Annotated in this window: 20 protein-coding genes and 1 tRNA gene; 9 read left to right on the top strand and 12 right to left on the bottom strand. The window is 56.9% G+C overall.

What is annotated here, in order from left to right:
• Positions 1 to 264: 264 nt before the first annotated feature.
• Positions 265 to 471, top strand: a complete 207-nt coding sequence (locus C4S59_RS13975) for a hypothetical protein (protein ID WP_146064545.1) — start codon at positions 265 to 267, stop codon at positions 469 to 471.
• A 411-nt stretch (positions 472 to 882) separates the two neighbouring features.
• Here the strand turns inward: C4S59_RS13975 and C4S59_RS13970 are convergent, their stop codons facing one another.
• From C4S59_RS13970 to C4S59_RS13930, 9 genes are all read right to left on the bottom strand, one after another.
• Positions 883 to 1797 carry a DUF2971 domain-containing protein gene (locus tag C4S59_RS13970; RefSeq protein ID WP_103911135.1) on the bottom strand — a complete coding sequence of 305 codons (915 nt, stop codon included), beginning with the start codon at positions 1795 to 1797 and terminating at the stop codon, positions 883 to 885.
• A gap of 80 nt (positions 1798 to 1877) precedes the next feature.
• Positions 1878 to 1967, bottom strand: a tRNA-Ser gene (locus C4S59_RS13965).
• 167 nt (positions 1968 to 2134) lie between these two features.
• The gene (gene ychF, locus C4S59_RS13960) at positions 2135 to 3232 is read right to left on the bottom strand and encodes a redox-regulated ATPase YchF (protein WP_103911134.1); all 1098 of its coding nucleotides are present in this window, start codon (positions 3230 to 3232) and stop codon (positions 2135 to 2137) included.
• A 33-nt stretch (positions 3233 to 3265) separates the two neighbouring features.
• The gene (locus tag C4S59_RS13955) at positions 3266 to 4660 is read right to left on the bottom strand and encodes an MATE family efflux transporter (protein ID WP_103911248.1); all 1395 of its coding nucleotides are present in this window, start codon (positions 4658 to 4660) and stop codon (positions 3266 to 3268) included.
• 38 nt (positions 4661 to 4698) lie between these two features.
• Positions 4699 to 5631: a nickel/cobalt transporter gene (locus C4S59_RS13950; RefSeq protein WP_103911133.1), complete on the bottom strand. Its 933-nt coding sequence runs from the start codon at positions 5629 to 5631 to the stop codon at positions 4699 to 4701.
• Positions 5613 to 6236 carry a DUF1007 family protein gene (locus C4S59_RS13945; protein WP_103911132.1) on the bottom strand — a complete coding sequence of 208 codons (624 nt, stop codon included), beginning with the start codon at positions 6234 to 6236 and terminating at the stop codon, positions 5613 to 5615. The genes C4S59_RS13950 and C4S59_RS13945 overlap by 19 nt, the downstream gene beginning before the upstream one ends.
• A 161-nt stretch (positions 6237 to 6397) precedes the next feature.
• Entirely contained in the window at positions 6398 to 7174 is a 777-nt protein-coding gene (locus tag C4S59_RS13940) for a hypothetical protein (protein ID WP_103911131.1), read from the bottom strand.
• A gap of 155 nt (positions 7175 to 7329) precedes the next feature.
• A complete protein-coding gene (locus tag C4S59_RS13935; RefSeq protein WP_103911130.1) occupies positions 7330 to 8130 on the bottom strand; it encodes a hypothetical protein in 801 nt (266 codons plus the stop codon).
• A 225-nt stretch (positions 8131 to 8355) separates the two neighbouring features.
• On the bottom strand, positions 8356 to 9264 hold the full coding sequence (locus C4S59_RS13930) for an NAD-dependent epimerase/dehydratase family protein (protein WP_103911129.1): 909 nt from the start codon (positions 9262 to 9264) through the stop codon (positions 8356 to 8358).
• A 122-nt stretch (positions 9265 to 9386) separates the two neighbouring features.
• On the opposite strand from C4S59_RS13930, the gene trpA reads away from it, so the two are divergent.
• From trpA to C4S59_RS13905, 5 genes are all read left to right on the top strand, one after another.
• Positions 9387 to 10178, top strand: a complete 792-nt coding sequence (gene trpA / locus C4S59_RS13925; RefSeq protein WP_103911128.1) for a tryptophan synthase subunit alpha — start codon at positions 9387 to 9389, stop codon at positions 10176 to 10178.
• 104 nt (positions 10179 to 10282) lie between these two features.
• The gene (locus tag C4S59_RS13920) at positions 10283 to 11377 is read left to right on the top strand and encodes a carboxynorspermidine decarboxylase (RefSeq protein ID WP_103911247.1); all 1095 of its coding nucleotides are present in this window, start codon (positions 10283 to 10285) and stop codon (positions 11375 to 11377) included.
• A gap of 60 nt (positions 11378 to 11437) precedes the next feature.
• Positions 11438 to 12685: a saccharopine dehydrogenase family protein gene (locus tag C4S59_RS13915; protein WP_103911127.1), complete on the top strand. Its 1248-nt coding sequence runs from the start codon at positions 11438 to 11440 to the stop codon at positions 12683 to 12685.
• A gap of 98 nt (positions 12686 to 12783) precedes the next feature.
• Positions 12784 to 14088 (top strand): NAD(P)/FAD-dependent oxidoreductase, encoded by a 1305-nt coding sequence (locus C4S59_RS13910; RefSeq protein WP_200813223.1) that lies wholly within the window; start codon positions 12784 to 12786, stop codon positions 14086 to 14088.
• 86 nt (positions 14089 to 14174) lie between these two features.
• Complete coding sequence (locus C4S59_RS13905; protein ID WP_103911125.1) at positions 14175 to 15341, top strand: alpha-hydroxy acid oxidase; 1167 nt, start codon at positions 14175 to 14177, stop codon at positions 15339 to 15341.
• A 24-nt stretch (positions 15342 to 15365) separates the two neighbouring features.
• On the opposite strand, the gene C4S59_RS13900 is transcribed toward C4S59_RS13905, so the two are convergent.
• Positions 15366 to 16505 carry an MFS transporter gene (locus C4S59_RS13900; protein ID WP_103911124.1) on the bottom strand — a complete coding sequence of 380 codons (1140 nt, stop codon included), beginning with the start codon at positions 16503 to 16505 and terminating at the stop codon, positions 15366 to 15368.
• 140 nt (positions 16506 to 16645) lie between these two features.
• Here C4S59_RS13900 and C4S59_RS13895 point away from each other — a divergent pair, with 140 nt between their 5' ends.
• The gene (locus C4S59_RS13895; RefSeq protein WP_103911123.1) at positions 16646 to 17275 is read left to right on the top strand and encodes a 50S ribosomal protein L25/general stress protein Ctc; all 630 of its coding nucleotides are present in this window, start codon (positions 16646 to 16648) and stop codon (positions 17273 to 17275) included.
• A gap of 77 nt (positions 17276 to 17352) precedes the next feature.
• Here C4S59_RS13895 and C4S59_RS13890 read toward each other — a convergent pair whose 3' ends face one another.
• Together C4S59_RS13890 and C4S59_RS13885 are read right to left on the bottom strand one after the other, a co-directional pair.
• Positions 17353 to 18033, bottom strand: a complete 681-nt coding sequence (locus C4S59_RS13890; protein WP_103911122.1) for a cyclic nucleotide-binding domain-containing protein — start codon at positions 18031 to 18033, stop codon at positions 17353 to 17355.
• 4 nt (positions 18034 to 18037) lie between these two features.
• Positions 18038 to 18403 carry a DUF3307 domain-containing protein gene (locus C4S59_RS13885; protein WP_103911121.1) on the bottom strand — a complete coding sequence of 122 codons (366 nt, stop codon included), beginning with the start codon at positions 18401 to 18403 and terminating at the stop codon, positions 18038 to 18040.
• 352 nt (positions 18404 to 18755) lie between these two features.
• Between C4S59_RS13885 and C4S59_RS13880 the strand changes: the two genes are divergently transcribed.
• Together C4S59_RS13880 and C4S59_RS13875 are read left to right on the top strand one after the other, a co-directional pair.
• Positions 18756 to 19232 carry a hypothetical protein gene (locus C4S59_RS13880; protein ID WP_103911120.1) on the top strand — a complete coding sequence of 159 codons (477 nt, stop codon included), beginning with the start codon at positions 18756 to 18758 and terminating at the stop codon, positions 19230 to 19232.
• A 265-nt stretch (positions 19233 to 19497) separates the two neighbouring features.
• Positions 19498 to 20568, top strand: a complete 1071-nt coding sequence (locus tag C4S59_RS13875) for an aspartate-semialdehyde dehydrogenase (RefSeq protein WP_103911119.1) — start codon at positions 19498 to 19500, stop codon at positions 20566 to 20568.
• Positions 20569 to 20616 lie beyond the last annotated feature (48 nt).

Genomic DNA, 20616 nt, shown 5'->3' with positions numbered 1-20616 from the left:
GAGATATCTGCGCACCGAAGCTTCATTGACACAAATATTCAGGCTTGTGCAGCCTCGCTTTTCAAGAAAGCCAAATATGTATCTCAACCTCAAGAAATCTGCGTTTCCTTGCGCAAACGGCAGGCATCCCGCCACGAATTTGCAACGCCGGTTGCCGTTCAAAATAGTCTTCTTGCATTCCGCTGGACAGATACGTAGCGGAATGTTCAATCTATTGCGACCCCACGTGGTTTGTTTGAAAAGACCGATTTGAAAGACCAGAATATGACCGAAATGTCGCAGCTTCCCAAGAACCCCTATTCGTTGGGCCTGCTGGCGCACTACCTGTCGAAACATCCGCCCTTTGACACTTTCGAATTCGGGCCATCAATCAGCACCCTACTGCATCAAATCAACAATGGCACGCATTTGATTGCATCGCGCAACGACGCCATCGTCGGCTATATCGGCTGGCTGAACACCACGGACTAAATCGCCAAAGAGTGGTTGGCAAACGGCGGCAAGCTAAGCCACGAGGCATCCGGCACAGCGCCGCGGAACGGTTGAAAAATGACACGACCCGCATATCAGGTCGAAATCGCCAATACGCTGATCGGCTCATTACCACCACCAACAGAACTTTGTTTGTTTTCTTTGCCTTTGCTGTGGGCATCACGCCGCGGTCGCAACGCGTGACGAAAACCTTTGCCGCCGGAGGCTCATTGCTGAACCTGGCCTACACGAACGTCTTGTCCGGCCCTCTATTCGCTCACGCCCCAGGGCCGCTTCCGTGCGCAAGAGGTTTGCCGCACGTCCTAAACCGTCGCCGCCTGACAAAGCTTTTCTAAGTGCTAAGGGAAACTGACACCAGTTTGTCCTCACTGTCGCAAGTGGGGTTTCTTTTCATTCTGACACTTCGTCGTAGGTATGCGATCGCCGATTTGGCACGGCACGCATTACGGGTGCATGTGGATACCGGTCAGCTACAGCGTCACGAATACGGTTCGCGATTTCAGGGCGCGTTTTCGGCCCCAAAATCACGCGATTAACGGCGTCGGGCGGAAAGTCCAGCAGATGAATTGGGTCAGCGGGATGACCGACGATTTTATCTACCCGATCTTCCTTCACATAGAGCCGCCACTCGCGCTCATGTTCCCAATCCGTAGTCTTAGAAATCAACGCAGCCTGAACGTTGGCCAACGGTTCCTCAACTTTTCCATCGAAGTACGTCACCTTTTGAAGACGCGTCTTCTTTCCGTCATTTAGGTTCTGGAACCATTCATGTTCGGTGTCAAAAGCGACCACGAAACCACCATTGTTGTCCGCGTAGTTTGCCCACATCGGGGCCACGTCCATACGCTCAGACAGCGAAAAACAAAGCAACTCACGGCCCAACGTTTCGAGTAGACGTTCAATGTTCTTGGGGTCGTTGAAGGTTGGGACAAGCATAGTATCAACGGCAGACTGCATCCGAGAGCGCAGCGCCGTAAGAAGATTCTGCCCCGTCTGTTGCTCAACATCTATGGGCAGGAAACCAAGCCCATAGTTCTTTAGTTCCGACGCGATCATCTCGCGCACGTTTTCCTCGGATACTACAGTGTCCATCTGCTCCGATAGCATCGCAATGAACTTAGGGCCTACCAACTTTTCGAACGTCGAACGTACCTCAAAGGGATCGTTGGTGTTCATAAGAGGCGTGAAGCGCACCATTCCACCCTCCAAGACGTTGCCGACACGCTCCGCAGAGAGGTATTTGTACAAATACTGCGGCGGCGGGGGCGGGTTGTCGAAGTCGTCTAAATCGAAGTTTTCGGCCATTCCTAGGCCCTTTCAGGCTGTGGATAGTTCGTGGGCGGATTGGCCAACGTTCGATTTCATCCAATAAAAACAATAAATGATGGCGGAGACGAAGGGATTCGAACCCTCGAGACGGTTTCCCGCCTACTCCCTTAGCAGGGGAGCGCCTTCGACCACTCGGCCACGTCTCCGTCGACCCGTGTAATGATTGCTGCGGGCGGGAACAAGGCTGTTTTGTCAAAAATTTTCGGGATGAAGATTTTTAATTCCAGACACTCAATGCCAACGAAAAATGGCCGCCAGCACCTGCGCCGACGGCCATCTGTAAATCCGAGTTTATAGGGCCCTGCCCTCTAGTTCAGTTGCTGTGCAGGAAGTGCAGCACGTCACCATCTTTAACGATGTAGGCCTTGCCTTCGGCGCGCATCTTACCGGCGTCTTTGGCGCCCTGTTCGCCGTTCAGTGCGACGTAGTCGTCAAACGCGATGGTTTCGGCGCGGATGAAGCCCTTTTCGAAATCACCGTGGATGACGCCCGCAGCTTGCGGAGCGGCTGTGCCGGACTTGATCGTCCATGCGCGGGCCTCTTTCGGGCCGACGGTGAAGTAGGTTTCCAGATGCAGCAGGTCATAGCCAGCACGGATCAGGCGGTCGAGACCCGCTTCGTCCAGACCCAACTCGCCAAGGAACATCTCGGCTTCGTCTTCTTCCAACTGGCTGATCTCTTCTTCGATCTTGGCCGAGATAACGACGTGGCTGTTGCCCTGTTCTGCTGCCATCTTCGCAACCGCCTCAGAGTGAGCGTTGCCGGTGGCGGCCTCTTCTTCGGACACGTTGCAGACGTACAGGATCGGCTTGGTGGTCAGCAATTGCAGCATGCGCCACTGCTTGGCGTCTTCCTCGGCGACCTCGACGGTGCGGGCGGGCTGACCGGCTTCCAGCGCTTCCAGAGCGGCCTTCATCAGGCGTTCCTGCTGAACGGCTTCTTTGTCGCCACCGCGTACCTTGCGGACAATGTTTTGCAGACGCTTTTCGATGGATTCGATGTCGGCGATCATCAGTTCGGTGTCGATGGTTTCCGCATCCGCAACGGGATCAACGCGGCCTTCGACGTGAGTCACGTCGCCGTCCTCGAAACAGCGCAGCACATGAGCGATGGCATCGACTTCGCGGATGTTGGCAAGAAACTGGTTGCCCAGACCTTCGCCCTTGGACGCGCCTTTGACCAGACCGGCGATGTCGACGAATGTCATGCGTGTCGGGATGATCTGTTTGGATTTGGCGATTTCCGCCAGCTTGTCCAGACGCGCATCCGGTACAGCCACGTCGCCGACGTTCGGCTCGATTGTACAGAACGGAAAGTTCGCCGCCTGAGCAGCAGCCGTTTTTGTCAGCGCGTTAAACAGGGTCGATTTGCCCACATTGGGCAGACCCACGATTCCCATCCGAAAGCCCATTGGTGCCTCATAATATCAGGTGTCTGGGCGCTTCTAGGGGTTGGCAGGGGTCTGCGCAACCTCTTGCGCCACATCCTGTTCAAGATGGCGCACGTAGCCCCAGAAGCGGATCAGCAACAACACGGCCGCAATGGCCAGCCCTGCGACCAATCCCAGCCAGACGCCAGTGCCCTTCCAATCGGCGACAAAGCCTAAAAGGTAAGCGGCCGGAAGGCCCAGAAGCCAATAGGCGATGGCGGCCAGAAACATCGGGATACGCGTATCCTGAAGCCCACGTAGCAGGCCAAGAACGACGACCTGCGTGGCGTCAACAAGTTGGAACAGCGCGGTGCAGATTAACAGCAGACTGCCGATGCGGATGATTTCCAGACGATCGGGTTCGTTTGCAGACAAGAACAGGTCGATCAGCGGCGCGGGTATCACCAGCATCGGGATCATCGCCAGACTGGCAATAAGCAATGACATCCCCTGCACGGCCTTGGCCCCGCGTTTCAGATGCGCCAGATCCTTGCGCCCCATGGCGTTCCCGGCGCGTACAGTTGCGGCGTTTGACAGGCCAACCTGCACCATGAAGGCAGCCGTCGCGATTTGCAGCACGATACCATGGGCCGCCAGCGGGATCGTCCCGAGCCAGCCCATAAAGACCGATGTAGCCGCAAACAAACCGACTTCGGACAGGCTGGTCAGGCCGATCGGCAAACCCAGCTTGAAGACCTCGGAAAACATAGGCCAGTCCGGCTTCCAGAACCTTTGGAACAGGTGATGCTCCGGGGTTTTCCAAACCGCATAGGCCATGGATCCGCCCAAGGCGACAAAGTTCGTCAGCAGCGATGCGATGGCAGCACCTGCGATGCCGAGTTCGGGAAATCCCCAGTTGCCAAAGATCAGCGCGTAATTGAACGGCACGTTCAACGCCGCCGCAAAAGCCGTCACCAGAAACACTGCGCGGGTATGCTCCATCGCCGCCAGATAGCTTTTCAGAACCATCACCAAAAGTGCGGGCAACATACCGATACCTGCGATGCGCAGGTAAGTCTGGGCGTAGTCTGCCACAATCGGCTCCTGCCCCAATAGCAGTAACAAGGGTTTGGAAAAGAACAGAAATGGCAGGATCAGCAGCACGAACAAGATCGACAACCACAGTCCCATTCGCGTCACGCGACGAATGCGCGTCGTATCTTCGGCGGCCACGGCATTTGCGACCATGGGCATCACCGCCCACGCAAACCCCGACCCCAACAGGAAGAATGTAAAGAAAACCGTGTGCGACAGCGTCAAAGCGGCCAAATATTCGGCGCCATAACGCCCCACCATGATCGTATCGGTCAGACCGATCAGGAACTGCGCCAGATGCCCACCGACAAGCGGCAATCCCAGTACAAGGATTGCGCGGATGTGCTGGGGGTATGTCATCTGCGTGGTGTTCATGGATGAGGGATAGGTGCCGTTTGTCGTTTCGACAAGCGTCAAAGTGCCCGCATCAGCAGTTGCAAGGCCAGCATTGCAATTACGACACCAGCAATCAGTTCGACTGTCCCCAAAGCCCGCCGCGCCGTCTGCCCTTCGGACAGCGCCTCAAGCGCGCCTGAGCGGAACACGACAGCCATCAAAGCCACCACCACGGTCACACTCGCTGTGCCCAACCCCATAGCGAAGGCGCCAAGGATACCTGCCACCTGAATATCCATGCGCCACGTCAGGATCAGCAGGAACAAAGCCCCCGTACATGGCCGGATCGCAATGGCCCCGATCAGCACCAAAGCGTCCCGCAAGGACGACACCTTGGCAACTTCTTCGATGCTCGGACCATGGCTGTGACCGCATGTATCGCAGACATGGCCATGACCAATATGGTCGTGATCATGCGTATGATGGTGATCGTGCGTGGGACGGAAACTGCGCCACAAGGTGCGCAACCCACGAAAGGCCAACCAAGCCCCGATCAAAGCGATGGCGCCATAACTAAGCGCGGCAAGCAGCGTATCGGCCAGCCCCTCCATCCGTTCGCGGGACCAGTTGAACAACAAGACACCGGAATACACGAGGATCACAGCCGTCGCTGCCTGCGCGAGCGAGGACACCAGCGCCAAAACCGAAAGCCGCACCATGCTGACCTGCCGCGCAACGCCGTAGCCGCCAATCAGGATTTTGCCGTGCCCCGGCCCCACCGCGTGGAAAAAGCCATAGGCGAAGCACATGGACAGCAAGGCTATCAATGCGCCCGGCTCCCCTGCCCTAAGCGCCCGCAGCCCGCGGGCCAAAGCCGTCTGCGCCTCGCGTTGTCCATCCGCCGCCCAGCGCGCAAGCTGATCAGACCCATTGCCCAGCCAAAGCCACGCAGCCAGCGCCGCAATGACCAATGCCGCAATGATGGAAAGGCTTAGGACCCAGCGCTGCATGTCAGTCGGATTGTATCGGCATAATAGATGCCCAGTTCCAGCGTATCGATCACGTCATCGGAAACGGTTTTCAACGCCTCTTCAACCGCGCGATCCCCTGCCGACGGATCATGTGCATCGACATTGCTTTCACATGGCCCCTCGACCGAAACATTTTGCAATGTGTAGTGGACATAGAACGTCGGATCATACTGGCGGATCACGGCCAAAGACGCGTCGACAAACGGGATCGGTCGGGTCTGGGTTGCGACCAGCTTGCCGTCAACCACATCCAACCCGATAGCCATCGAACGCTGCATGCTGACGTTTTCGCCGTTCACACCAACATAGAAATCGCCTTCGAACCCGTCCGGCCAATTAGCCACATCAAAGCCGAACAGCTTGGCCTTTTCCGCCTCGGTCAGGATCCCGTCACCATCCGGATCAACGCCCATATCCTCGATGATCAGAAGCGAAAAGAATTCGTCATAGGCAAAGGCCAGTTCAACCTCATACAGCGCACCCTCTTCGTCGACGCGCAAAATCATATCCGTATCCACAAAAATATGCGGATGCGCGAAACCGAGCGTCGGAAGGGCAAGCAGGAAGGCGGCGGTTCTGATCATATATTCCCTTTACGAAGAACAAGACTGTTCGACAAGCAATCCAAAAAGCTTGAGCAATTGCCCGCCGCTTCGTCAATGAGCAGTGTGTCACATAGCCTTCACCATCAGGATATCGATGGAATGACACCAGCACCTAAAACGCAGCGCCCGAGCCCTTGTTCCTAGCAAACGGGTACAGGGATCGCTGCCGGAAGTTGACTTAAAAGTCTCAAGGTTAGCTTCGCACGGTTAAGCACGATATCGGCAAGAAACGCGTAAATGACCGACAAGCCGATAGCGTACCAAACGCCCGCATAATCCTGAAAAATAATCGCATAGAACCAATCGGTCCCCATGACATAAATTGCCGCGCTCACCAGTGTTGCAAAGATCAGCAACATAGCAGGCACAACCACCGCATGCCTCCGGCTGCGCCGAACAAAAGTCGCCGCTACCACCAAAGCGAATGAGAGCGTGTCTACCGACAGGAAAACAATCAGGTCGCCCCTCAACGCATTCAGGGTTTGCGCATACTGCCCCTTCATGAAGTCAATGAGTTTAACCTGATTCAACCCAAGCTCGGCTGCGCGGACCTCTAGCCCTTCTCGGAACATCAAAGAACGAGTTTTCGCATCTTCAGCGTCTACCGGCCCACAGGTGCAGAAGCTTTCAATAATGTGACCCAGCAAATCGGAAAACTCCGATGCTGCCAGCGCGCTCAAATCATTTTGTTTGATGCCAATACGGTCAGATAAACGCCCGAGCCCTTCTTGCAGAACACTATCCAACGGACCCTCCGCGAGATCGGGATACCTCTGCAATACCTCACTGATCACCTCGCCTTTGATAAACGAAAGCGAAGTATGCTCAAAGCTGCCTGGCTTCGTGACAATGAATGCCAACAATGCGCCGAAAAGAATGACGCCGGAAATTCCAATAAAACGTAAAAACAATGTCATCGTAAGAAAGTGACCAAGACCGCACTCTTATTCAAGCCTTTGGTCCGGAACTATCGTGAAGTATTCTCTCTAGGCAAAAGCGTTCATGGCTGTCTGAACATCCAAAAGCGCACGTGCTTTGGCATTTGCCATAGGGGCTCTGGGTTATACGCGGTTTAGGCGGCTGCCCGAATGATCGGGATAGGCGGATAGGGGCAAAGTGACCCGGGCTTTCTGTATTTTCGAAGCTCTTCAGCAATGTCTTCACGAACAAGGGTCTGACCAAAATCGAACTGAAAAAGAGCTGGAAGTTCCGCAGGTTTCAATGACAACCTTCTTAGCACATAGCATCGAAAATTGCCAACTGCCGTTCGTGACTTATCCTTGAAATCGTTCAGATTCTCAAAGCGACAGTCAGTCTTCACCAATGGATAAAGCGTACCGTACTCAGCTTCACCTCTCATAGCTCTGGTACCGTGCCGGTGGAAATCCGTATAGTCCACCAAATCGAAAATTGAATTGGCAAAATCGCACCAATCAACAATGGTGTCGCGCCATTTAATTGTTCCGATCCTATAGTCACTCGGTTTGATTTTACCGGAACGTTTACCGGGGTAACGATATAAGTTTACTGGGTGCAATTCTTCGAAAGAGCCATCCAGTTCTTCCTCAAACCGAGTGTAATGCTTTTTGGACAACGCCATAAAATGGTCTTCCGGATCGCAAATATGTTCGACAAGCCCAACCCCACGGCAAAGATCGACGTCCTGCGGCTCCGGGTTCGGGGCCTTTACATATTTGATGAAAACGGGTTGTCCGCTGTATCGCGATTGTGAAAGATCCCGCACAAACGGTGATCGGTGATCGCCATCCAAAAGTTGCACGGGGGGCAAGTCGAACACATGCCTTCCGTCGGATGCAGACCCAGCGTCGGTTTGTCTGATCAAATAGTAATTCTGTACATTCAATGTTGCCATCCACCCATCGCTCTGGCCGCTTTATATCAATGTTTCTTCAAAACTTGTGTGGAGCAATCAAGGATTTGGTTAGGTGCAAAACAGACCGTAGGACACTGTGATCTATCAATACCCGATCGGAAAAATCCGCGCCTACCAGACCGACATAAACTGGGGCGGATAAACGGGGATAAGACCAAGAATATCCCCTGCCCCCCGAAGAAGGCAGAGGCCTGTTGCCCGCCCCTATCCTAAAACAGCCGCAGGCAATCCCAATTCCTCACGCCATGTGTGTTTCGGCGCGAAACCGAGCAGGCGTTGGGCTTTCTCGATAGAATAGACCGTTTCGTCCTGCGCCATGGGGCGACGCAGTTCGACGCCTTCGTAATAGCGTGCGCGGACCTCGTCGATCGGGATCGAAACGGACATATCGGGGTTAGCGACGTTGAACACCTCGTGCCCCAGTCCATCGGTTTTCAGGCAGCAATCCACCATATGCCCCAGATCGCGCGCGTCGATGTAAGCAAAGATGTTGCGACGGCGCAGGTCGGGGTCCTGAACAAAGGCGGGGAAGTTTTCGGCGTACTCGTGCGGTTCGATCACGTTGTTGATGCGCAGCCCGTAGATGTCATAGCCGCTGCGCGCCTGAAAGCTGCGGCCTGTGGCCTCGTTCACGACTTTGGACATGGCATAGCTGTCCTGCGGGATCGTCGGATGATCTTCGTCCACGGGGATGTAGTCGGGCTTCAGCTCACCATCATAGAAGCAGATGCCATAGGTCGTCTCGGACGAGGCATAGATGATCTTCTTGATGCCCAGCTTCACCGCTGCTTCGATCACGTTGTACGTCGACATGACGTTGGTGCGGTATGTCTCATTATCCGGCTTGATCAGGATGCGCGGCACAGCGGCGAAATGCACGACCGCATCGAATTTGGGCACACCGGTGCCCGGCTCCAGTTCGTCGAAATTGGCATAGCTGGTCAGGGCGTTGAACACCTGTCCGCTGTCCGTCAGATCGACGATCAGGTTATCGACGCCCTCGGCCTCAAGCGGGACCAGATCGGCGTTGACCACGTGATGGCCCTGCGCGACCAGATAGGGCAGAACGTGCCGTCCCGCTTTGCCGCTACCGCCTGTGAACAAAATACGCATGTCATCCTCCGTGGTTCATATTCCGCGACACAAACACATAGCGCACAGGAATGAAAAGAGTGGCATTGATTTTCCTGCCCCCGTCAGGCAGTTGAGGAAGCTGAACACAGGAAGGGACGCCCATGACTCGCATCGACGCAAAATTCGCCGCGCTGAAGGCTGAGAACCGCAAGGCTTTTGTGGCCTACGTGATGGCGGGCGATCCGGACGAGGCGAAATCGCTGGAAATCGTTAAGGCGCTTCCGGGCGCTGGCGTGGACATCATCGAACTGGGTCTGCCCTTTACCGATCCCATGGCTGACGGCCCGACCATCCAGCTGGCCGGTCAGCGCGCGCTGGATCAGCACATGACGCTGGACAAGACACTGGGCATTGCACGTGCCTTCCGTGAAGAAGATGAAACGACCCCGATCGTTCTGATGGGCTACTACAACCCGATTTACAGCCGTGGCGTGGACAAGTTTCTGGTGCAGGCGAAAGAGGCTGGCATCGACGGTCTGATCATCGTCGACCTGCCGCCCGAAGAAGACGAAGAACTGTGCATTCCGGCGCAGAAGGCCGGTCTGAACTTTATCCGTTTGGCGACACCGACCACAGATGACGAACGTCTGCCGAAGGTTCTGCAGAACACCTCCGGTTTTGTCTACTACGTGTCGATCACCGGCATCACGGGCGCGGCCGAGGCATCGGGCGCTGATGTGGCACCGGAAGTGGCACGTATCAAATCCCAGACAGATCTGCCGATCATCGTAGGCTTTGGCGTAAAAACCCCTGAAAAGGCCGAAGAGATCGCCGCCATCGCGGATGGCACGGTTGTCGGCTCTGCCATCGTGAACAAAATCGCAGAAGGCCAGTCCGTCGAAGATATAGCGGCTTACGTCAAAACGCTGGCGGATGGTGCGCACCGCGCCTAAGGGCCGCGACCGACCTGATCCATGCTTTTTCTTGCCCCAAAGGGTGAATCGCCCTACTTGGCGCGTTCAACCTTTCGGATTCTCATAGGCAGGGCACCGGAATGATCCAGACGCCGTATTACCTTATCGACAAGTCGCGGCTGCTTCCCAACATGGAAAAGATCGCATGGCTACGTGAGCAGTCGGGCGCCAAGGCGCTTTTGGCTTTGAAATGTTTCGCCACATGGTCGGTCTTCGACATGATGAGCGAATATATGGACGGCACCACGTCGTCGTCGCTGTTCGAGGTCAAATTGGGCCGCGAAAAGTTCCCCGGTGAAACGCACGCTTATTCTGTCGCGTGGGCCGATCACGAGATCGAAGAAACACTGGCGAACTCGGACAAGATCATCTTCAACACGGCCAACCAGTTGCGCCGTTTCGAAGAAGTGTCGCGCAGCCACACCCGTGGTCTGCGTGTAAATCCCGGTGTGTCCACGTCAGAATTTGATCTGGCCGACCCTGCCCGCCCGTTTTCGCGTCTTGGCGAACATGCGCCCGAAGATATTGAACCCGTACTCGATCTGGTCAGCGGCTTTATGTTCCACAACAACTGTGAGAACGATGATTTCGACCGGTTCGACGCGATGCTGGGCTCAATCGAGCAGCGCTTTGGTCATCTGATCCGACAGATGAAATGGATCAGCCTTGGTGGCGGCATCCATTTCACGGGCGAAGGATACCCAATCGACAAGCTGGCCGAACGCCTGAAACGCTTTGCGGGCGAAAACGAGGTGCAGGTCTATCTGGAACCCGGCGAGGCGGCGATCACCAACTCGACCACGCTGGAAGTCACGGTTCTGGACACGCTGCACAACGGCAAAAACCTGGCAATCGTCGACAGTTCCATCGAAGCGCATATGCTGGATTTGCTGATTTACCGCGAAAGCGCCAAGATGGCCCCCAACGAAGGACCGGAAGAATGGATGATCTGCGGCAAGTCCTGTCTGGCCGGTGATATCTTTGGCGAATTCCGTTTTCCGGAACCAATCAAGGCCGGTGACCGTTTGTCGATGCAAGACGCTGCTGGTTACACAATGGTCAAAAAGAACTGGTTTAACGGCGTTAAGATGCCCGCTATCGCGATCCGTGAACTGGACGGCACCGAACGTCTGGTCCGTGATTTCGGGTATGAGGATTTCTCGGCAGCCCTGTCGTGAATGCGCGCGTCCCGCACTGGGCGCAATTGGGAAACCTGACACCAAAGGGGGTCTTGAGAGTTGAAACAGAACGTTCTCATCATCGGCGCAGGTGGCGTCGCTCAGGTCGTGGCGCATAAATGTGCGCAAAACAACGATGTGCTTGGGGATATCCATATCGCCAGCCGGACGCTTGATAAATGTGAAGCGATCCTTGAGTCCGTCCGCGAAAAAGGCGCGATGAAGCAAGAGGGCGTTCTTGAAGCGCATGAGGTCAACGCGCTGGACGTTCCGGCCTTGGTCGCTCTGATCAACAAGACCGGCGTCCAGATCGTGATCAACGTGGGCACTGCTTTTGTGAACATGTCCGTCATGGATGCCTGCATCGAAACCGGTGCCGCCTATATCGACACAGCCATTCACGAAGAACCCGACAAAATCTGCGAAACACCGCCGTGGTATGCCAACTACGAATGGAAGAAACGCGATCTGTGCGCTGAAAAAGGCGTAACAGCGATCCTTGGTGCGGGCTTTGACCCGGGCGTGGTAAACGCCTTCGCGCGTTTCGCGATTGATGAGTATATGGACGAGGTCAAATCCATCGACATCATCGACATCAACGCGGGCAACCACGGCAAATATTTTGCCACCAACTTCGACCCCGAGATCAACTTCCGTGAATTCACTGGCACGGTCTATTCGTGGCAGGAAGGCGAGTGGAAAGAAAACAAGATGTTCGAGGTCGGTCAGGTTTGGGATCTGCCCGTTGTCGGCCCGTCGCAATCCTACATGTCCGGCCATGACGAAGTGCATTCGCTGGCAACGAACTATCCCCACGCGGATGTGCGGTTCTGGATGGGTTTCGGCGATCACTACATCAACGTCTTCACCGTTCTGAAGTCGCTGGGCCTGCTGTCTGAACAGCCCGTGACCACAGCCGAGGGCCTTGAGGTCGTGCCGCTGAAAGTGGTTAAGGCCGTACTGCCCGACCCCGCCAGCCTTGCGCCGAACTACACCGGCAAAACCTGCATCGGCGATCTGGTCAAAGGCATCAAAGACGGCAAGGAAACCGAGGTCTTCCTCTACAACGTGGCGGACCACAAAGACGCCTATAACGAGGTCGGCTCGCAGGGCATTTCCTACACCGCTGGAGTGCCGCCCGTGGCCGCAGCCATGCTGGTCGCGACCGGTGAATGGGATGCCAAGACAATGAAAAACGTCGAAGAGCTGGACCCGAAGCCGTTCTTCACCATCCTCGACCGCATCGGCCTGCCGACCCGCGTTCAGGTTGGTGGTATTGGCGGCGAAGACAAAGCCTGGAACGAATAAGCCTATCGGCTGCCCCGCACAGGGGCAGCCACACGCTTTGCGCGTGACCATGACCCACGACTCAGCTAGACAGTGATCGCTCAGTCGGAGGGCCTATTATGCCCAACAGCAAAACACGTATCGTGATTATCGGCGGTGGCGCCGCAGGTCTTGGATTGGCCCGCAAACTTGCCCGCAACAAAGACCATATTGTCACATTGGTCGATCGCAACCGGACACATTTCTGGAAACCGCTGTTACACGAAGTCGCCGCAGGCGCGCTTGATCCCAACCTTGAAGAAGTCGGCTACGGCGGCCACGCCGCGCGCTGGGGATATCGCTTTTACCAAGGCGAATTGGACCGGATCGACCGCACCGCACAAACCATCACAACACGCCCCCTGCTGGATGACGAGGGCGAGGTCATTCTGGACGCCCAGACGCTGGACTACGATTACCTCGTGCTGGCGTTCGGCGGCGTGTCCAACGATTTCGGCACGCCCGGCGTCCGTGAACATGCGCTTTTCCTTGAACACCGTGCGCAGGCCGACGAGTTCCGCAAAAAGCTGCTGAACGAATGTTTGCGCGTCAATGACCGCCGCCAGCGCGGCGAAACGGATGCGACTGTCGACATCGCCATCGTAGGCGGCGGCGCGACGGGGGTTGAGCTGTCGGCGGAACTGGAACAATCCGCCCGCGCCCTGCGGTCTTACGGCCTGACCAACTTTGACGCCGACGCCCTGCGCCTGCATCTGATCGAGGCTGGACCCCGCCTGCTGCCTGCACTGGACGAAAAGCTGGTGCAAAAGGTCAGCGACGAACTGACCGATCTGGGCGTGCAACTTCATACTGGAACGCGCGTTACTGAAGTGCTCAAGGATGGTGTGGATACTGCCGATGACGGGTTCATCCCCGCCAGCATGGTGCTTTGGGCCGCTGGTGTCAGGGGTGAACCGGATGTGCCTTCCCTGTCCGATCTTGAGCTATCCAATCTGGATAAGTTCGTGACCGAACCCACGCTACAATCCGTAACCGACCCGAAAATCTTTGCCATCGGCGACTGCGCCCATTGCGTCCTGCCCGGTGAACAGCGGCCCGTTCCGCCACGCGCACAATCAGCGCATCAGATGGCCGATCACGTCGCCCGCGCGATCACAGCGCTTGAGTCAGGCAAACCCGCCCCGCAGTTCGAATACAAAGACCACGGGTCGCTTGTATCGCTATCGCACTTTGCCACGGTCGGCAGCCTGATGGGCAATCTGGTCGGCGGCAGACTGGCGATTGAGGGGCGCGTCGCGCGGCTGGCGTACCAATCGCTCTACCGGATGCATATCCTGCAGGTACACGGGCCTTTCCGTGGCACGGTCCAGATCATCACGTCCTTCTTCAGCCGCGCCTTCAAACCGCGCCTGAAATTGCACTGAAACCTGTTCGGTATACCAACTACTGGTTATTGCACTGCGCCGGTCCTGCGGCTACGCCTAACCCGTCGAAGGGATGGGAGAGACCGATGGCCGTAATCACCAATATCGAAGACCTGCGCCGCATGTATCAGGCGCGCGTTCCCAAGATGTTTTACGACTACGCCGAAAGCGGCAGTTGGACCGAACAGACCTTCCGCGAAAACTCATCGGACTTTGACGAAATTTACCTGCGCCAGCGCGTGGCCGTCGACATGGACAACCGGTCGACCAAAAGCCAGCTGATCGGTCAGGATGTATCGATGCCCGTGGCCTTGGCCCCCGTCGGCCTGACCGGCATGCAGCACTTTGACGGCGAAATCAAAGCGGCCCAGGCTGCTGCGGATTTCGGCGTGCCCTACTGCCTGTCCACCATGTCGATCTGTTCGATCGAGGATGTGGCCGAAAACACATCAGCCCCGTTCTGGATGCAGGTCTACACGCTGAAAGACGACGACTTCATGCAGCGTCTGTTCGACCGCGCAAAGGATGCGAAATGTTCGGCGGCGGTGATCACCGTCGACCTTCAGCTTTTGGGCCAGCGTCACAAAGACCTGAAAAACGGCCTGTCCGCCCCGCCCAAACTGACGCCGAAATCCGTCGCCAACATGATGACCAAGGTTCGCTGGGGTCTAGGCATGTTGCAAACCAAACGCCGCTTCTTTGGCAACATCGTGGGCCATGCCAGCGGTGTGACCGATCCGTCCTCGCTGTCGTCGTGGACCGCGCAGGCCTTTGACCAGTCGCTGGATTGGGATCGCATACGCGAGTTCCGCAAAATGTGGGACGGCCCGCTGATCATCAAAGGCATCATCGACCCGCGCGACGCGCTTGAGGCTTGCAATGTGGGCGCGGATGCTATCGTTGTGTCGAACCACGGTGGCCGCCAGTTGGACGGCGCGATTTCATCGATCAAGGCGCTGGAGCCGATCATGGACGCCGTTGGTGATAAGATCGAAGTGCATCTCGATAGCGGCATCCGTTCGGGTCAGGACGTGCTGAAGGCACTGGCGATGGGCGCGAAAGGCACATGGATCGGCCGCGCCTATGTCTATGGTCTGGGCGCGATGGGTCAGGAAGGCGTGACCAAAGCACTTGAGATCATTCACAAGGAACTGGACACATCCATGGCGCTGTGTGGCCGCCGCGATGTGACCAAGGTCGACCGCGATATCCTGTACGTCCCCAAAGGCTTTTCCGACGGCTGGGACGCCTGATCAATCTTCGCGCGCTGGGTCCGCTCAGCGCGCGTTTCGTGCCGTCAGAGGCACCAGAACCACCGGCACGATGACCATCAACACGGCGATGACGGTGAACGACGCGGAAAGCCCCGCGGCCTCGGACACGAACCCCATGATGGGCGGCCCCATAAAGAACCCCGCATAGCCAATCACTGACAAGCGCGAGATGCCGTAGGCCCGCTGTTTGGCTGGCAGATGCTTACCGACCCACGCGAATGACATCGGAACGGTCACCGACAGGCCCGTTCCCAGCAACGCAAAGCCGAAATAGGCCAAGGCCAGGCTGGGGGCGTAAGCCGCAATAATCGCGCCGATGGCTGCTACCGCCGCGCCCCATGTGATGACCACGCGCTCAGACATATGCTGCGCCACAACCTGACCCGACAACCGGCCGATCCCCATGGTCAGCCCCAACAACGCAGGCCCCAACGCGCTTTGTGCAGGGCTGGCGTCATGGGCACGCTCCAGATGCAGCGCTGACCAGCCTTCTGTCGCCTGTTCGGACAGGAAGGCCAGCAGAACGATCACGCCTGCAGGCACGATCAAGGCCCACGGCAGGGTCGTGTCGGAATGTTCCTCATCCGCGACGGGCTTGGGCACAGGGCTGAAAGCAATCAAGACCGCAAAGACAAAGGTCAGGACCGACACGCAGGCCAGAACACCGAACGGCCCCCACCCTGCGCTGCGGGCCAGCCCCGTGAGAACGGCGGACAGCGCGTATGCCATGGAATAAAGCCCATGGTTCAGGTTCATCAAAGACCGGCCACTTTCGGCCTCGAACGCGGAAACGCGGGCGTTCATCACCACGTCCATCGTGCCCATCGCCACCGCGACAAGGATCATGCCCGCCGCCAGCGTAACGCCGTTCCAGCCCACGCCGGGCAAGACTGCGAATAACGCCACAAAAGCCGTGACCACCGGAAGCGCCATGCGCCCCAAGCGCATGTCCGCCCAAGGGGCCAGCCACATCGACAACATCGCCCCAAGCGACGAAATCAGCATGACCACACCGAAATGCCCGTCGGACAGTCCCGCATTGCCCTTGATGTCCGGCACCAAGGCTGCGAAAGCACCCCAGAAGAGGCCCATCGCGATAAAGGCGGCGGCTGGTCCGCGGCTGATATGCAGATCGTTTATCATGAATCCGACGTGCCACGGGGAAACTTCCCCGTCCAGTGGGTGAATCTTCTTGCCAATCGGGGGAATCCAGTCTATCGCGCGGGCTTCATGCGGGGTGACAGCCTTGGAGGCACCCTGCCCTATGATATGGAGAATACATCATGGCTGGAGAAATTCCTGATCTTCACGCCCAGGAACGTACGGGGACAGGCAAGGGCGCCGCTCGTCAAGCACGTCGCGACGGCTTGGTTCCTGGCATTGTTTTTGGTGGTGACGCGGATCCGCTTCCGATCAACATCCCCTTCAACGCCCTGCTGAAACGCCTGAAGGCCGGTCGCTTTAAGTCGACCCTGTTCAACCTCAAGGTTGACGGCCACGAAGACGTGCGCGTGATCTGCCGTGACGTTCAGCGTCACGTCGTAAAAGATCTGCCGACACACGTCGATTTCATGCGTCTGCGCCGCACAACAAAAATCAACCTGTACATCCCGGTTGAGTTTGTTGGCGAAGAAACAGCGCCCGGCATCAAGCGCGGCGGCGTTCTGACTGTTGTTCGCCCCGAGATCGAACTGGTTGTTACAGCCGGCGACATCCCCGAGAAGATCGAAGTAGACGTCTCTGGCATGGCCATCGGCGACACGCTGACAATCTCTCAGGTGGCACTGCCTGAAGGTGCAAAGCCGACAATCGACCGCGACTTTGTTATCTGCAACGTTTCCGCACCGTCCGGTCTGGTTTCCGCAGAAAACGAAGCCGAAGGCGAAGAAGAAGAAGTTGCAGCAGAAGAATAATCTTCTGTCGCACGACTTACAGAAAAGCCCCGCTGATCCAGCGGGGCTTTTCTTTTGGCTGGCGTCCGAATGCGGTTTCAGGCTGTGCCGGGGGACGGAAAGCTTTGGGTCAGCTTAGAGCTCATATCCCGATTGAACAGCGCGGTCAGCGCGTTGGACAGGGGCTGTGACCGTTCAAGGATTTTATAAAGGCGTTTTCGATCCCATTCGATGAACCGCGCCCCTTGACCCAGATCAACGGTAGCAGTGGCCTCGCTCGCTTTGCCTTGAATGAACGAAATCTCGCCGATGAAAACGTTCGACTGCATTTTGATCCGTTGATCGTCGCGCTCCAGAAATACAGGCCCCTCCAGCACGTAATACAGCGACTTTGGCACGGCGCCCTGAGACACCAGCTGTTCGGGCTGATCGACCGTCCTGACCTGCCCTGCGCGCATCACCTTGCGGAACTGGCCCGGCGTCATGGTGGGGAAATGCGCAAACAGCGCCTTGCGCTCTGCCGTCATGCCCAACGTCGTCCGCTCGACCAGAATACGGATCAAGGTCACCAAATTCGCGGCCCCGATCATCAGGCTGGCAAAGATCGCATCCCAAAGCGGCGTGTCACCGACGGTGAAGTAATAGAGGATGTAGAAGGCCGTTCCGAACAACAGCAGAATGCGCAGCCAAAGCCCGTCGCGCACCAGCAGGCCCGCCACATAAAAGACCAAAGCAGCACGCGCAAAAAGGGCCGGATCAATGGCGAGTAAGGACGACATTCGCTCAGACCAGCATCACAAAGACAACATAGACGATGCCCAGCATGGTGAGCTGGTGAAGAAACTGATCGAACCCGAGTTGTACCCAGAAAATATGGTCATGTGGTTTGGCATTCCCCTGAAACCGGACCTTGGCCCAGTCGATATGGTAGTGAACGATGGCATCCCCCGCCCCGAACGCCAAAGCGATAGGAACAGGTGCGAAAAACAAAAGCGCGATGGTTGTCCCGATCCCGTGCAACACGGCATGTAAAACCCCGCCAATAGCCCCGTACTGGCCTTTCGCGCCAAGCATGGCGGGCGTTTGGAAGCAGAAGTCAGCCAGAAAATGTTTCAGCTGCAACAGCAAGAGACACAAGATAATCGCCATCAGAAACCGTCTACTCTTAAAAATGTCACGTGCGATTTCGAAGCGGAAAAGGGTCGAAACACGCGGATCAATAAGTTGGTCAAAATAGCCCCTCGTCCCCTGAACATCTTGATCTAACCCCTTATTCCCCGCCCCTGTCGAGGTTTAAGTTTCGATAGAGCCGTTCAAGCCAAATGATTGCTGCCTGAGAATCCTAGAATGTCATTCCCTGAAACTCTGTGCGGTTACTCACGTCTAAGGGTTGTATTTCCAAGTGCGATACTTCAGCCAAAATGATTGACATCTAGCCAATAAGTTGTGTCCACTTTCATCACATCCGGCCTTTCAAGCACCACAAAAGGGAACACACGCCATGACAGATGTTGCACGACCACAGACGGCGACCGTTGGCTGGATGGGATTTGCCACAGGGGCCTGCGCGCTTGTTCTGACCATTGCAATCTTCTGGGCTGGCCCCTTTGCGCCCCAACAAAGCGTGGATGTCACATTGGGCGAGTTGGCCGCAGATATCGCCAAGGCCGCCGCGCGATCGGTGGCCGGACAGCCCCAACCGGCACCGGTGGCACCGGAAAAGAACATCGACGACTATTTGCAGGTTCTCGTTGGTGTGCTTGCCGCGGTTGCGTTCATACTCGGCATCGCATCTTTCATGCGCCGTGAACGGGGACAGGTTGCCTTTTCGGGCATCGCCCTTGGAGGGCTGGCCATCGGGTTCCAGCTGTTCACATGGACGATCATGGTGATCGCAGGCGTTGTGATCATTTTCGGCATCATGGCATCGCTCAGCGAAACCTTTGGCGACATTTTTGGCGGGCTCTTCGGTGGCTAGACTGCCATTGGCATCGGCCACACTTTCCGCACTAGTGGCACGAGCGATCAAAAAAGATTTGCCATATCCCCCTGTCCTTTGCTAAGCGCACAACCATGACGATGATGATGACAACAATTATGGCGACTAAGACCACCGCTCCGGCGGGGGGTGTTGTCGTGTTGTCTACCATCTGAGACTGACAAACAGACAGCCCCGCCGGAAGCGGACGGGGCTCTGATGATCAGCGTTCCCGTCCTCTCCGACAAAACCAGAGAGAAGACCAATGAACGCACATGTATCCCTGAATTCCGAGGACTCTGATCCCTACCAAGACAATGCGCTGGTTGTGGCCGTGGTCGGCGCAACTGGCGCTGTGGGCCGCGAACTGATCCGCTGCCTTGAAAACCGCAAGCTGCCTGTGGGCGAACTGCGGCTGCTGGCCTCCGCCCGCTCTGCTGGCCAACTGATGTCATTCCGCGACACATCCCTGCCAGTCGAAGAACTGACCGGAGACAGTTTCAACGGCTGCGACATCGTCTTTTTCTCGGCCGGTGCCACACTGTCGCGCAAATATGCCCCGCTGGCCGTGCGCGCGGGCGCTGTCGTGATCGACAATTCCTCGGCCTACCGCATGGATTCCACCGTGCCGCTGGTCGTGCCCGAAGCCAACGCAAACGCCCTTGCGCCCCACGCGGGCATCATCGCGAACCCCAACTGTGTGGCAGCCATCGCAACTGTGGCGCTCGCCCCTCTGGCCCAGTGCTGGACCGTGTCGCGCCTGAACATGGTGACATACCAATCCGCATCGGGCGCAGGTGCGGCGGCCATGGACGAACTGCGCGCCGCAACACAGGCGCATCTGGCGAACGAACCCTTTGAACAAAAGGTTCTGCCCCACCCCTATGCCTTCAACCTGTTCAGCCACAACGCCGAGATCGATGAAGAAACCGGCTATAACGGCGAGGAACTGAAGGTCATCGCCGAAACACGCCGCATCCTGCATATGCCGAAACTGCCTATCGGCGTGACCTGCGTGCGCGTGCCGGTACTGCGCGCCCATTCCATCGCCCTGTCGATCCGCTTTGACGGCTATGTCAGCCCCGAACAGGTCCGCGCCTGTCTGGCCGAAGCGCCGGGCGTCCGTCTGGTGGATGACGCCGCCAAGAACTATTTCCCGATGCCCAGCGACGCGACTGGCATTGACGAAGTTCTGGTCGGCCGCATCCGCACCGATCTGGGCGATCCGTCGGGCAGTACAATCGCGATGTTCCTGTCTGGCGATCAGTTGCTGAAGGGCGCTGCACTGAACGCGGTGCAGATCGCTGAAACACTGATCTCGGCCAACGCGGCCTGATCACTCTGGACCTGTCTGTTGCGCCAAGCGGGGGATGTGCGCCCCGCT

Source organism: Thalassococcus halodurans (genome assembly GCF_900108225.1).
GTDB classification, from domain to species: Bacteria; Pseudomonadota; Alphaproteobacteria; order Rhodobacterales; family Rhodobacteraceae; genus Thalassococcus; species Thalassococcus halodurans.
This window is presented reverse-complemented; position numbering and strand designations above follow the sequence as displayed.